Here is a 14,572-nt window from a genome sequence, read left to right on the forward strand (position 1 = left end):
CAGCAGCGGGAGGACCTCGTCCTCCGCCGCCTCCACGGCGACCATCGCGCCGCCGCGCGGCAGCGCCTGCATCAGCCGGCCCCGCGCCGCGACCAACCTGGCCGCGTCGGAGAGCGAGAACACCCCGGCGACGTACGCGGCGGCCAGCTCACCGATCGAGTGACCGGCGAGCAGGTCGGGCCGGACGCCGAAGGCCTCCGTCAACCGGAAGAGCGCCACCTCCAGGGCGAACAGGGCGGGTTGGGTGTACGCCGTCTCGTCGATCAGCTCGGCGTCCGCGATCGCCTCGCGCAGCGGACGCTCCAGGTGGCGGTCCAGCTCCCTGCAGACGGCGTCGAAGGCCTCGGCGAACACCGGGAAGGCCGCGAACAGTTCCTCGCCCATGCCGGCCCGCTGGCTGCCCTGGCCGGTGAACAGGAAGGCGGTGCGGCCGGGCGCGGCCGCGCCGCGGACCAGACCGGGTGCCTCGGCGCCCTCGGCCAGGGCGGCCAGGGCCGCCAGGAGGTCGTCGTGCCCGGCGGCGACCAGGACGGCCCGCTGCTCCAGGGTGGCGCGGGTGGTCGCCAGTGCGTGGCCGACCTCCTCCGGGGACGGCTCGGGGTGGCCGGTCAGGTGCGCCAGCAGGCGGGCAGCCTGGCCGCGCAGGGCGGTCTCCCCCTTGGCGGAGAGCGGCCATGCGAGGACGGGTGGCTGTGCCTGGACGGGCGGCTGCCCATCGGCGGCCGCGGCAGGCGAGGTCTCCGGGGCCTGCTCCAGGACGGTGTGGGCGTTGGTGCCGCTGATGCCGAAGGAGGAGACGGCGGCGCGGCGCGGGCGGCCGGTCTCCGGCCACGGCACGGAGTCGGTGAGCAGCGCGACCGCGCCCGCCGCCCAGTCCACGTGCGGCGAGGGCTCGTCCACGTGCAGCGTCCGCGGCAGCACGCCGTGGCGCATCGCCATCACCATCTTGATCACACCGGCCACGCCGGAGGCGGCCTGGGTGTGGCCGAGGTTGGACTTCACCGAGCCGAGCCAGAGCGGCCGGTCGTCGGTGTGGTCCTGGCCGTAGGTGGCGAGCAGGGCCTGTGCCTCGATCGGGTCGCCGAGGGTGGTGCCGGTGCCGTGCGCCTCCACCGCGTCCACCTCGTCGGGGGTGAGCCGGGCGTCGGCGAGGGCCTGCCGGATGACCCGCTGCTGGGAGGGGCCGTTGGGGGCGGTGAGGCCGTTGGAGGCGCCGTCCTGGTTGATCGCCGAGCCGCGGACGACCGCCAGCACCGGATGGCCGTTGCGGCGGGCGTCCGAGAGGCGCTCGACGAGCAGCATGCCCGCGCCCTCGCCCCAGCCGGTGCCGTCCGCCGCCGCGGCGAAGGACTTGCAGCGGCCGTCCTCGGCGAGGCCGCGCTGGCGGCTGAACTCCACGAACGTGCCGGGGGTGAACATCACCGTGACACCGCCGGCCAGCGCCATCGTGCACTCGCCGCTACGCAGTGCCTGGACGGCCAGGTGCAGGGCGACCAGCGAGGAGGAGCACGCCGTGTCGACGGTGACCGCCGGACCCTCCAGGCCGAAGGTGTAGGCGACGCGGCCGGAGACGACGCTGCTGGAACTGCCGGTGCCGAGGTAGCCCTCGACCTCATCGGGGGCGGCGCGCAGCCGGGTGCCGTAGTCGTGGTACATCACGCCGGCGAAGACGCCGGTACGGCTGCCGCGCACGGTGGCCGGGTCGATGCCGGCCCGTTCGAAGACCTCCCAGGTGGTCTCCAGCAGCAGCCGCTGCTGCGGGTCCATGGCGAGCGCCTCGCGCGGCGAGATGCCGAAGAACGCCGGGTCGAAGTCGGCGGCGTCGTGCAGGAAGCCGCCCTCGCGGGTGTACGAGGTACCGGGGTGGTCGGGGTCGGGGTGGTACAGCGCGTCGAGGTCCCAGCCGCGGTCGGTGGGGAAGCCGGAGATGCCGTCCCGGCCGCCCGCGACGAGCTGCCAGAGCGCCTCGGGCGAGTCGATGTCGCCGGGGTAGCGGCAGGCCATCCCGACGATCACGATCGGGTCGTCGTCGAGCCCGGTGGCGGCCACGGCGGGTGCGTGGCCGGCCGGATCGGGGCGGTCGCCGAGGAGTTCGGCGCGCAGGTGGACGGCGAGCGCGGCGGGGCTGGGGTAGTCGAAGACGAGGGTGGCGGGGAGCCGCAGGCCGCTCGCCGCGCCGACCTGGTTGCGCAGTTCTACGGCGGTCAGCGAGTCGAAGCCGAGCTCCTTGAACGCCCGTTCGGCATCGACGGCGGCGGCGTTCGGGTAGCCGAGGACGGCGGCGACCCGGCCGCGGACGAGGTCGAGCAGCTCGCGTTCCTGGTCGGCGGGGCTCAGTGCGGCGAGCCGGTCGGCGAGCTGCCCGGCGGCGCCGGCCGCGGCCGGCCCGGTGGCGGTGCGGACGGCCCGGCGCAGCGGGGCGCGGACCAGGCCGCGCAGCAGCGGCGGGACCTGCCCGTCGGCGGCCCTGCTCCGCAGGACGGCGGTGCTGATCCGCATCGGGACGAGGACGGCGCCGCCGTCCTGCGCCCGCTGGGCGGCGAGGGCCGCGTCGAACAGGGCCAGGCCCTCGTCGCTGGGGAGCGGACCGAGGCCGGAGCGTTCCATCCGGGCGAGGTCGTTCTCGGTCAGGTGGCCGCTGACGCCGCTGGCCTGCGCCCACAGGCCCCAGGCCAGCGAGGTGGCGGGCAGGCCGCGGGCGCGGCGGTGCTCGGCGAGGGCGTCCAGGGCGGCGTTGGCGGCGGCGTAGTTGCCCTGGCCGGGGCCGCCGAAGAGGCCGGCGGCGGAGGAGAAGAGCACGAAGGCGGCGAGGTCGAGCCCGGCGGTCAGCTCGTGCAGGTGCCGGGCGCCGTCGGCCTTCGGGCGCAGGACGGCGTCCAGCCGGTCGGGGGTGAGTGAGCCGATCACGCCGTCGTCGGTGACGCCGGCGGTGTGGATGACGGCGGTCAGCGGGTGGGCGGCGGGGACAGCGGTGAGCAGGTCGGCGAGCGCCGCCCGGTCGCCGGTGTCGCAGGCCGTGATGGTCGCCTCGGCGCCGAGCGCGGCCAGGTCGGCGACCAGCTCCGCCGCCCCGGGGGCGTCGGCGCCGCGCCGGCTGGTGAGCAGCAGGTGCCTGACCCCGTGCCGGGTGACCAGGTGGCGGGCCAGCAGCGCACCCAGCGCGCCGGTGCCACCGGTGACCAGGACGGTACCGTCGGGGTCGAGGGCGGGCGGCCCGGACTCGGTCGCGGGGACGGCGACCCGGGTCAGCCGCAGGGCGTGCGGGGTGCCGCTGCGCAGGGCGAGCTGCGGTTCCCCGGCGTCGAGGGCGGCGGGGAGGGCGCGGGCGGAGGCCGGGTCGCCGTCGAGGTCGACCAGGCTGATCCGTCCGGGGTTCTCGGTCTGCGCGGAGCGGACGAGTCCCCAGGCGGCGGCGTGCGCCGGGTCAAAGACGTCCGGGTCGTCGGCGGTGGCGACGGCGCCGCGGGTGAGCACCACCAGGTGGCCGTCGGCGGTCCGCTCCTCGGCGAGCCAGCCCTGGACGAGGGCGAGCACCCGGTGGAGCGCGCCGGCGGTCGCCGCCGGGTCCGGGTCGGCGGGCGGCAGGCAGGGGGCGAGCACCACGTCGGGGACGGGGCCCGCCGCGGCGAGCGCGGCCAGATCGGGGTGGTGCTCCACGGGGAGGCCGAGGCCGGCCGGGGCGTCGCCGCCGAGCACGGCCCAGCGCTCGCCCCCGGCGGCCGCCGGCTCGCCGAGGGGCAGCGCGACCCACTCCGGGCGGAACAGCGACTCGTGGTGGAGGGTCTGCGCGGCGTTCACCTGCTCGGCGGTCACCGGCCGCAGGGCCAGCGCGTCGACCGTGGCGACGGGCCGGCCGTCCTCGTCGTCCAGGCGCAGGGTGACGCCGTCCGTGCCGTGCGGGGTGATCCGGGCGCGGAGGGCGGCGGCCCCGGCGGCGTGCAGCCGCACGCCCGTCCAGGAGAACGGCAGGCCGGCCTGCCAGTCGGCGCCGTCGGCGACGGTCAGGCCGAGGGTGTGCAGGGCGGAGTCCAGCAGCGCGGGGTGCAGTCCGAAGCGGGCGGCGTCGGCCTCGGCCTGCTGCGGCAGGCGCAGTTCGGCGTACACCTCGCCGTCGTGCCGCCAGGCGCGGCGCAGGCCCTGGAAGGCCGGGCCGTAGTCGAAGCCCACCGCGACCATGGCCTCGTAGCGGCCCGCCAGGTCGGCCGCGACAGCGCCCTCGGGCGGCCAGGGGCCGGGCGCGGGGGCGGGCGCGGGGGTGCCGGCCGTGGCGAGCACCCCGGTAGCGTGTCGCGTCCACGGCTCCTCGGCGGAGAGGTCCTCGCGGCGGGAGTGCAGGCTGAGGTCGCGGCGGCCGTCGGCGGCGGGTGCGCCGAGGGCGAGCCGCAGCTGGACACCGCCCTGCGGGGGCAGCACCAGCGGTGCGGCGAGGGTGAGTTCCTCCAGCAGGTCGCAGCCGACCTGGTCGCCGCCCCGCAGGGCGAGTTCGACGAAGGCGGTCCCGGGCAGCAGCACCGCACCCATCACGGTGTGGTCGGCCAGCCACGGGTGGGTGCCCAGGGAGAGCCGCCCGGTGAACACCAACCCGCCGGAGTCCGGGAGTTCGGCAGCGGCGCCGAGTAGCGGATGTCCGGTGGCGCCGAGACCCGCCAGGGTGACGTCGCCCGCGTCCGCCGGCGGGACGTTCGGCCAGTAGCGCTCGCGCTGGAAGGCGTAGGTCGGCAGGTCGACCCGGCGGGCGCGCTGCCCGGCGAGGACCGCGGGCCAGTTCGGGTTCGCCCCCCGCACGTACGCCTCGGTGAGCGCGGCGGTGAGCGTCTGCTGTTCCGGTCGGCCGTGGCGCAGCGTGGGCAGGAAGGCAGCCGGTCCGGTGGTGCTCTCCTGCGCGAGTGCGCTGAGGACGGCATCGGGGCCGAGCTCCAGGTAGGTGCCGACGCCCCGGGAGTCGAGCGCCCGGACGGCGTCGGCGAAGCGGACGGCCTCGCGGACGTGGCGCACCCAGTACTCGGGGTCGGTGAGTTCGGCGGACGCGGGGGCGCCGGTGAGCGTGGAGACGATCGGGATGCGGGGCGTCCCGTACCGCAGCTGGGCGGCGACCGTGCGGAATTCCGCCAGCATGCCGTCCATCAGCGGCGAGTGGAAGGCGTGACTGACCGTCAGCCGCTTGGACTTGCGGCCCTTCAGCTGCTCCAATGCGGCCCGGACGGCGTCCTCGGTTCCGGAAAGCACCACGGACGTGGGCCCGTTGACCGCGGCGATGCCGACGCCCCCGGTCAGCAGCGGCAGCACCTCCGCCTCGGACGCCGCAACGGCCACCATAGCGCCGCCGCGCGGCAGCGCCTGCATCAGCCGGCCACGGGCCGCGACCAGTTGCGCCGCGTCCGACAGCGAGAACACGCCGGCCACGTGTGCGGCGGCGATCTCGCCGACCGAGTGGCCGACGAGCACGTCCGGGTGCAGTCCCCAGGCCTCCAGCAGGCGGAACAGGGCCACCTCGACGGCGAACAGCGCCGGCTGGGCGTACGCCGTCTCGTTGATCGACTCGGGGTCGGCGATCGCCTCGCGCAGCGGGCGGTCCAGCAGCGGATCGAGCTCCGCGCAGACCGCGTCGAAGGCGTGCGCGAACACCGGCTGGGACGCGTGGAGTTCCGCACCCATCCCGGCCCGCTGACTGCCCTGGCCGGTGAACAGGAAGGCGGTCCGGCCGAGCGCCGCGGTGCCGCGGACCAGACCGGGCGCCTCGGCGCCTTCGGCGAGGGCGGTGAGCGCGGCCTGCCGGGCGGACGGGTCCGCTCCGGTGATCAGGGCCCGGTGTTCGAAGGCGGCGCGGGTGGTGGCCAGGGAGTGGCCGAGGTCGGCCGGGTCCAGGGCGGGCCGCTCGGCGAGCAGCGCCGACAGCCGGGCCGCCTGGCCGCGCAGCGCCTCGGCGCTGCGGGCCGAGAGCGGCCAGAGCACGGCCGTCGGCGCAGCGTCCCCAGCCGCGGGTTCGGGCGCGGGCTCGGGCTCGGGCGCCGGGGCCTGTTCCAGGAGGGTGTGCGCATTGGTGCCGCTGACGCCGAAGGAGGAGACGCCGGCCCGGCGGGGCCGTCCGCTCTCGGGCCAGGGACGGGCCTCGGTGAGCAGTTCGACGGCGCCGGACGCCCAGTCGACGTTCGGCGACGGCTCGTCCACGTGCAGGGTCCGCGGCAGGACGCCGTGCTGCATCGCCATGACCATCTTGATGATGCCGGCCACGCCGGCGGCGGCCTGGGTGTGGCCGATGTTGGACTTCACCGAGCCGAGCCAGAGCGGCTGTTCGGCCGGCCGGTCCTGGCCGTACGTGGCGAGCAGCGCCTGGGCCTCGATCGGGTCGCCGAGCGCGGTGCCGGTGCCGTGCGCCTCGACCGCGTCGACCTCATGGCCCGACAGGCCCGCCGCGGCGAGTGCCTGGCGGATCACCCGCTGCTGGGAGGGCCCGTTCGGGGCGGTCAGGCCGTTCGACGCGCCGTCCTGGTTGACGGCGGAGCCGCGGACCAGGGCCAGCACGGGGTGCCCGTTGCGCTGCGCGTCGGAGAGCCGCTCGACCAGCAGCAGGCCGACGCCCTCGCCCCAGCCGGTGCCGTCCGCGCCCGCGGCGAAGGCCTTGCAGCGCCCGTCCGCGGCCAGGCCGCGCTGGCGGCTGAAGTCGATGAAGTTGCCGGGCGTGGACATCACGGTGACGCCGCCGGCGAGCGCCAGTTCGCACTCGCCCGAGCGCAGCGCCTGGACGGCCCAGTGCAGGGCGACCAGCGAGGAGGAGCAGGCGGTGTCGACGGTGACCGCCGGACCCTCCAGGCCGAGGGTGTACGCGATCCGGCCGGAGAGCACACTGGCCGCGTTGCCGGTGCCGAGGAAGCCCTCGGAGCCGTCCGGGGCGCTGACCACGAGCGGCAGGTAGTCCTGGCCGTTGGTGCCGGCGAAGACTCCGGTGCGGCTGCCGCGCAGGGTGGTCGGGTCGATGCCGGCCCGTTCGATCGCCTCCCAGGCGGTCTCCAGCAGCAGCCGCTGCTGCGGGTCCATCGCCAGCGCCTCGCGCGGCGAGATGCCGAAGAAGCCGGGGTCGAACGCGCCGGCGTCGGCGAGGAAGCCGCCCTCGCGAACGTAGCTGGTGTCCGGGTGGTCCGGGTCGGGGTGATAGACGGCGTCGAGGTCCCAGCCGCGGTCGCCGGGGAAGGGCACCAGCGCGTCGGAGCCGTCGGCGAGCAGCCGCCACAGCGCCTCGGGCGAGTCCACGCCGCCGCCGAACCGGCAGCTCATGCCGACGATCGCGATCGGCTCGTCGTCCGCGGCGGCGCTCCCGGTGTGCTCGGGTTGCCCGGCCGTGGGGGCCGCAGCGCCGAGCAGTTCGGCGCGGAGCAGGTCGGCGAGGGCCGTCGCATTGGGGTGGTCGAAGACGAGGGTGGCGGGCAGCCTCAGGCCGGTGAGCGCGACCAGCACGTTGCGCAGCTCGACGGCGGTCAGCGAGTCGAATCCCAACTCTCGGAAGGCCCTGGCGGGTTCGACGTCCTGCGGTCCGGCGTGGCCGAGCACGGCGGCGACCTGGGTGCGGACGAAGTCCAGTGCCATGCGCGGCCGTTCGCTCTCCGCCGCCGCGGCCAGCCGCTGCTGGAAGGTGGCGCCGCCGGACTGCTCGCCGTACTCGCTGTCGGCGGCGGCCATGGCCTGCAGCGCCTCGGGCAGCTCGTCGAAGAGCGTGCTGGCGCGGATGCCGGTGAACTGGGGTGCGAAGCGGTCCCAGAGCACGTCGACCACGAGGGAGAAGGTCTCGTCGAGGTCGAGGGCGTGCTGCATGGCGGCGATGGCGGTGGCCGGGTCGAGCGCCGGGACGCCGCCGCGGCGCAGCCGGTCCTTGACGGTGTCGTCGACCGCCATGCCGCCCTCCGCCCAGGCGCCCCAGGCCATCGCGCTGGCGGGCAGGCCGGCGGCGCGCCGCTGCTCGGCGAGGGCGTCCAGGAAGGCGTTGGCGGCCGCGTAGTTGCCCTGGCCGGGCCCGCCGAAGGTGCCGGCGAAGGAGGAGAACATGACGAACGCCGAGAGGTCGAGCTCCCGGGTGAGTTCGTGCAGGTTGACGGCGGCGTCGACCTTGGGGCCGAGCACCCGGGCGAGTCGCTGCGGGGTGAGGGCGTCCAGCACGCCGTCGTCCAGCACGCCGGCCGCGTGGACGACGGTGGTCAGCGGGTACTGCTCGGGGATGTCGGCCAGCAGGCCGGCGAGCGCGGCGCGGTCGGTGACGTCGCAGGCGGCGACGGTCACCCGGGCGCCCAGGGCGGTGAGTTCGGCCTCCAGCTCGGTCACGCCGGCGGCGTCGCGGCCGCGGCGGCTCGTCAGCACCAGGTGCTCGGCGCCGCGACCGGCCAGCCAGCGGGCGACGTGGGCGCCGAGCGCGCCGGTGCCGCCGGTGACCAGGGCGGTTCCGCGCGGCGACCAGCCCTCGGCCGGGGCGTCGGTGCGCGGGGCGCGGACCAGGCGGCGGGCCAGGATCCCGGCGGGGCGGATCGCCAGGTGGTCCTCGGCGCCGAGGCCGGCGAGCACGGCGGCGAGCCGGTCCTGGGCCCGCTCGTCCGGGGTGGGCGGCAGGTCGATCAGGCCGCCCCAGCGGTCCGGGTACTCCTGGACGACGACCCGGCCGAGGCCCCAGACCTGGGCCTGGACGGCGTTATCCAGCCGGTCCGCGCCACCGGTGGTGACCGCGCCCCGGGTGGCGCACCAGAGCGGGGCCTCGATGCCGGCGTCGCCGAGCGCCTGGACCAGGGCGAGCGTCCCGGTCAGTGCGAGCGGCGCGGACGGGTGCTCCGGATGCGTTCCGGCGGCCAGCGGGAGGAGCGAGAGCACGCCGGTGAACTCTTCCCCCTCAGAGGCGAGTTCGGCGCGCAGAAGGTCGGCGAGGGCGGCCCGGTCGGTGGCCGCGGGGTCGACGGCGAGGTGCCGTACGCGCACGCCGCGCCGGGTGAGGGCCGCGGCGGCCGCGGAGCTCCATGCGTCGGTGTCCGCAGCAGCGTCGGCCGGGGTGACGAGCAGCCAGGTGCCGGTGAGCCGCCCGGTCGGCGTGTCCGGGACGGGCCGCCAGGTGATCCGGTAGCGCCAGTCGTCGACGGTCGAGCGCAGCCGGCTGCTGCGGCGCCAGGCGGTCAGTGCGGGCAGGACGGCATGGAGCGGCTGGTCCCCGGCGACGGCCAGGGTCGTGGTGAGCGCTTCCAGGTCGCCGCGCTCGACGGCCGCCCAGAACTGTTCGTCGGCCGGTGAGCCGGCCGTCGCCCCGGCGGTGGCGCCCTCGTCCCACGCCCCTGTGGTGGGCCAGAACCGGCGCTGCTGGAAGGCGTAGGTCGGCAGGTCGACCCGGCGTGCGCCGGTGGCGGCGAAGTACGCCTGCCAGTCGGGCCGGACCCCTCGTACCTGGAGCCGGGCGAGCGCGGTGGTCAGTGCGCGTGCCTCGGGCCGGTCGGCGCGCAGGGCCGCGGCGAAGGCGGAGTCGCGGTGCCGGGCGTTCTCCTCGCCGAGGGCGGTCAGTGTGCCGCCGGGGCCGATCTCCAGGAAGGTCCGGACGCCTTCGGCCTCCAGGGCGGTGACCGCGTCGGCGAAGCGGACGGCCTCCCGGACGTGGCGCACCCAGTACGCGGGGTCGGTCAACTCCTCGGCGGCGAGCGCCCCGGTGAGGGTGGACACGAGCGGGATCCGCGGGGCCTCGTAGGCGACCTGGGCGGCGACCGTTCGGAAGTCCGCCAGCATGCCGTCCATCAGTGGCGAGTGGAAGGCGTGACTGACCGTCAGGCGCCTGGACTTGCGACCCGGCAGCTGCTCCAGTACGGCCCGGACGGCGTCCTCGGCGCCCGACAGCACCACGGACGTGGGCCCGTTGACCGCGGCGATGCCGACGCTGTCGGTCAGCAGCGGCAGCACCTCCGCCTCGGACGCCTCCACGGCCACCATCGCGCCGCCGCGCGGCAGCGCCTGCATCAGCCGGCCGCGGGCGGCCACCAGCCTGCACGCGTCCGCCAGCGAGAAGACGCCCGCGACGTGTGCGGCGGCCAGCTCGCCGATCGAGTGCCCGGCCAGGAAGTCCGACCGCACACCCCACGACTCGACCAGCCGGAACAGCGCCACCTCCAGCGCGAACAACGCCGGCTGGGTGTACCCCGTCTCGTGGATCAGCTCCGCATCCGCGATCGCCTCGCGCAGCGGACGGTCCAACAGCGGGTCCAACTCCGCACACACCGCGTCGAACGCAGCCGCGAACACCGGGAAGGCCTCCGACAGCTCGAAGCCCATCCCGACCCGCTGACTGCCCTGACCGGTGAACAGGAACGCCGTCCGGCCCTCGACCGGCGAGCCGAGCACCAGGTCGCCCGAACTCCCCCCCGCCGCAAGGACGTCCAGCGCGGCCAGGAGCTCCTCGCGGCCGTCCGCGACCAGCACCGCGCGCTGCTCCAGCGCGGCGCGGCCGGTCGCCAGGGTGTACGCCACGTCCAGCGGACGCAGGTCGGGCGCGGCCGTCAGCCGCTCCCGCAGCCGCGCGGCCTGGGCCTGTAGCGCCGCCTCACCCTTGCCGGAGAGCAGCCAGGGCAGCACGCCGGGCGCCGTGTCGGGCCCGTCCGGCGCCTGCTCGGTCTCCGGCGGCGCCTGCTCGATGATGGTGTGGGCGTTGGTGCCGCTGAACCCGAACGAGGAGATGCCGACGCGGCGCGGCGCGCCGGTCTCCGGCCAGTCGCGGGCCTCGGTGAGCAGTTCCACCGTCCCGGCCGACCAGTCGACGTTGCCGGTCGGCCGGTCCACGTGCAGGGTCTGCGGCAGCAGCCCGTGCCGGATCGCCATGACCGACTTGATGACGCCGCCGATGCCGGCCGCGGCCTGGCTGTGGCCGATGTTGGACTTCAGCGAGCCGAGGTAGAGCGGGCGGCCCTCGGGCCGGTCCCGGCCGTACGCGTCGATGATCGCCTGCGCCTCGATCGGGTCGCCGAGGGTGGTGCCGGTGCCGTGCGCCTCGACCGCGTCCACCTGGTCGGGCGTCAGCCGCGCGCTGGCCAGGGCCTGGAGGATGACGCGCTGCTGGGAGGGGCCGTTGGGTGCGGTGAGGCCGTTGGACGCGCCGTCCTGGTTGACGGCGGAGCCGCGGACGATCGCCAGCACCGGGTGGCCGTTGCGGCGGGCGTCCGACAGCCGCTCCACCAGCACCATGCCGGCGCCCTCGGCCCAGCCGGTGCCGTCGGCCGCTTCCGCGAAGGACTTGCACCGGCCGTCGGCGGCCAGGCCCCGCTGGCGGCTGAAGTCCACGAAGGTGCCCGGGGAGTTCATCACGGTCACCCCGCCGGCCAGGGCGAGCCCGCACTCACCGTTGCGCAGCGCCTGCACGGCCAGGTGCAGCGCGACCAGGGACGAGGAGCACGCGGTGTCGACGGTGACCGCCGGGCCCTCCAGGCCCAGGCTGTACGCGATCCGGCCGGAGACCACGGAGGCCGCGATCCCGGTGCCGAGGTAGCCCTCGACGTCGTCGGTGGAGCCGAGCAGGACGGTCAGGTAGTCCTGCCCGCTGGTCCCGGCGAAGACACCCGTCCGGGTGCCGTGCAGCGACAGCGGGTCGATGCCGGCCCGTTCGAAGGCCTCCCAGGAGGTCTCCAGCAGCAGCCGCTGCTGCGGGTCCATCGCCAGCGCCTCGCGCGGCGAGATGCCGAACACGGCGGGGTCGAACCGGGCGAGGTCGTGGATGAACCCGCCCTCGCGGGTGTAGCAGGTGCCCGGGTGGTCCGGGTCCGGGTGGTAGAGGTTCTCCAGGTCCCAGCCGCGGTCGGCCGGGAAGCCGGACATCGCGTCGCCGCCCGACGCCACCAGCTGCCACAGGTCCTCGGGCGAGCGGACGCCGCCGGGGTAGCGGCAGCTCATCCCGACGATGGCGATCGGTTCCTGGTCCCTGGCCTCGGCCTCCCGCAGGCGCAGCCGCGTCTGGGCCAGGTCTGCCGTCACCCGCTTGAGGTAGCCGCGGAGTGTCTCTTCATTCGCCATCGTTACTGTGACCTCTTTACGGCCTTGCGGCTGCGAGCGGATGTTCGCCCCGTGCAGGGCTGTTCCGACCGGGCGGCGGGACGTGGCGGGGCAGCGCCGCGGCGAAGGCGGTCCGGGCAGCCGGAAGGCCCCGGGCGGTCGCCGCTCCGCGCAGGAGCGGGCGCCCCGCCGGAGGCCTCACGGTGTCCGGAGCCCGCGTTCGCCGGCAGGCCCGATCCGCCTGCCGCCCGCGACGCTCCCCCAGCTCATCGGAAACCATTTCCGGCGCCACGCTAGGAGCCGCCCCGGGGCCGAACAACCCCTACCGCTCCCCTACGAACCGCGGCGCTGCGCCCCGTTTCGGGAGGTGGGCGGGGGCCTGACGGGCCGGTTCGCGGCGGCCGCCGGACCGGCGCAGTACCGCGCGGCCATGGCCAACACGATCCACGGCGTGATCTCCGCAGAGACGTCCAGGTCCTCGAACGACCCCCATTCGACTTCGGCCAACTCCTCTAACGCTGACGGAAGATGAAGCGACCTGGCGAGGGACCGTCGGTCACAGCCACGTCATCTCTCTGTAGAACCGGGGCGTTCGACAGCCCATCACTGCACCGCACACCACGCGGCGCAGGTCGCACCGTTCGCGCTGGAGAGGCCAGACGCCGATCAGGGGAACGACTCGATTTGTAAAAAGTCGGATGGAGCAGCCTCGGTCCAGACCTCCGACACCACCCCCACCGCGAAGAGCGACGTGGGAGCGAAGGTCTACGTGGTGAAGAAGGCACTGTCGATGTGGCCGCCTCCGCCCGTTCGAGGACTGACTCGACTGTCCTGCGGTATCGTCCGGGCCCCTCGGCGCTCGGCAGAGGCGCACTCTCCTCGAAGAGGCCCTGCTCCGCGCCGGGAATGGCCCCGGCCGGCGGACGCACCGCGTCGAGGGTCCGTCACGTCGTAGCGGCCCGACGTCAAGAGGACCCGTAGGTCCCGCTCACCCAGCCGGGCGGTAACCGTCAGCAGTTCCGCTCGACGGCCGGTTGCCCGGTCCGGTCTGCACGACAGCTGTCGCTCGCCGGCCCGGCAAGGAATCTGATGGCTGGTGCCAGTTGTCGGCGTACCCGGATAGGTCCCGTGTGCGCCGACACCAGTCAGCGCGCAAGCGGTCGTCAACTCGGCGCCTCGTGTCGCCGCCGACCGGCGAGTACGAAGCGGTGCTCGTCCTGGGCCTGATGAACCCAGCGGCCACGAAAGGCTCCAACCATGGAGCCCGGTCCGCAGCCGCCGCGGCGTTCCGTTGACCGCCGGGCGGTGATCGCGTCACGGACGGCCTTGTCCGCCCCTCTTCGGTTACAGGGTCCAATCCGCTCCCATGCTGCGTCCGTCAACTCGCCTCGCCCTGCCGCAAGATCACTATCAGATACGCCTGCGGGGGCTCGGTGCGGGCAGGAGCTCGCACAGGGTCTTCGGGTCGCGTGCGGTGCGCTGGACGGTGCCGTCGGGGTGGACGAGCGCCGCTATGGAGCGGCCGCGGCGGAGCCAGCGGTGCAGGGCAGTGCCGGGGGTGGCGGTGACCAGGACACCCCCTCGGTCGTGGACCTCGGCGTGCAGGGAGGGGGTGACGGCTGCGGAGGTGACCAGTGCGTAGCGGCCGGCGGCCAGGTCGTCGAAGCGTTGGCTGTCCGGTAGCTGGGCGTTGGGACACAGACGTCCCGCGAGGCTGAGCCCGAGCCGTCTCCGGGTCGACCAGGGTTGAGCGGTGCAGTGCCGGGGTCCGGCTGTCGGGAATGCGGTTGCTCAGGCCGGGAAGCCGGTGCAGATGGGGCGCGAGCATGCGGCGCAACCTGCTGCTGGTGTCCCCGCCAGCGGTCATCGCGGTGCCGACCAGCTTGGCGAGGGTGATCATCGAGCGGGCGTGGGGCTTGCGTTCGGCCTCGTAGCTGTCCAGCATGTATTCAGGGAGGCTGCCGTCGAGGACGGCGGCGAGCTTCCAGGCGAGATTGGCGGCTTCGCGCAAGCCGGCGCCCATGCCCTGTCCGGTGAAAGGCGGGGTGAGGTGGGCGGCGTCGCCGAACAGGAAGATGCGCTGCTTGCGCCAGCGGTCGGCGATCTGGGCGCGGAAGGTGTACTCCGCCGTGCGCACGATCTCCAGCTCGTCCGCGGGGACGTCCTGAGCCCAAGCTCGGATGAGGGGGTGCAGACGGGTCATGTCGCGGTAGTCGTCGGCGCCTTCACCTGGCAGGAGCTGGAACTCCCAGCGGTAGCGGCGCTCGCCGACGCGCAGCACGCCCTGGTTGGACGGCTGCAGCGTGCCGGCCTCCAGGCCGGCCGCCGAGACCGTCAGTTGCGGGACGGTCTTGCCGTCGGTGCCGATCACCGCGGCGGTCAGCTGGGTGGTCTCGTCCGGCGGTGTCACCACCAGGCCCGACAGGACCCGGCAGTTGGTGTCCGACTTGTCGCAGGGCGCCCACGTCAGGCCGGAGAAGGCGGTGGTCCCCGGCTTCAGCGTGATCTGGGTCGGCGGCCCGGGTCGGGCGACGGGTCCTCCGAGAGGTGCGAACGGTCCCGTCACGTCGGGACCTGGAGTGGG

General features: G+C 75.2%; 2 protein-coding genes. Both read right to left on the reverse strand.

All coding sequences use genetic code 11. The annotated features are described in order from the left end of the window. Window positions 1-12,009, reverse strand: a 12,009-nt coding sequence (locus ABTY15_RS07770) for a type I polyketide synthase (RefSeq protein WP_350577784.1), incomplete at its 3' end; no start/stop codon positions are given. 1,357 nt (window positions 12,010-13,366) lie between these two features. After that, window positions 13,367-14,554: an FAD-dependent monooxygenase gene (locus tag ABTY15_RS07775; RefSeq protein ID WP_350577787.1), complete on the reverse strand. Its 1,188-nt coding sequence runs from the start codon at window positions 14,552-14,554 to the stop codon at window positions 13,367-13,369. Between the last annotated feature and the right edge of the window lie 18 nt (window positions 14,555-14,572).

It is taken from the genome of Kitasatospora sp. NPDC097643 (genome assembly GCF_040302625.1).
Taxonomy (GTDB): Bacteria; Actinomycetota; Actinomycetes; order Streptomycetales; family Streptomycetaceae; genus Kitasatospora.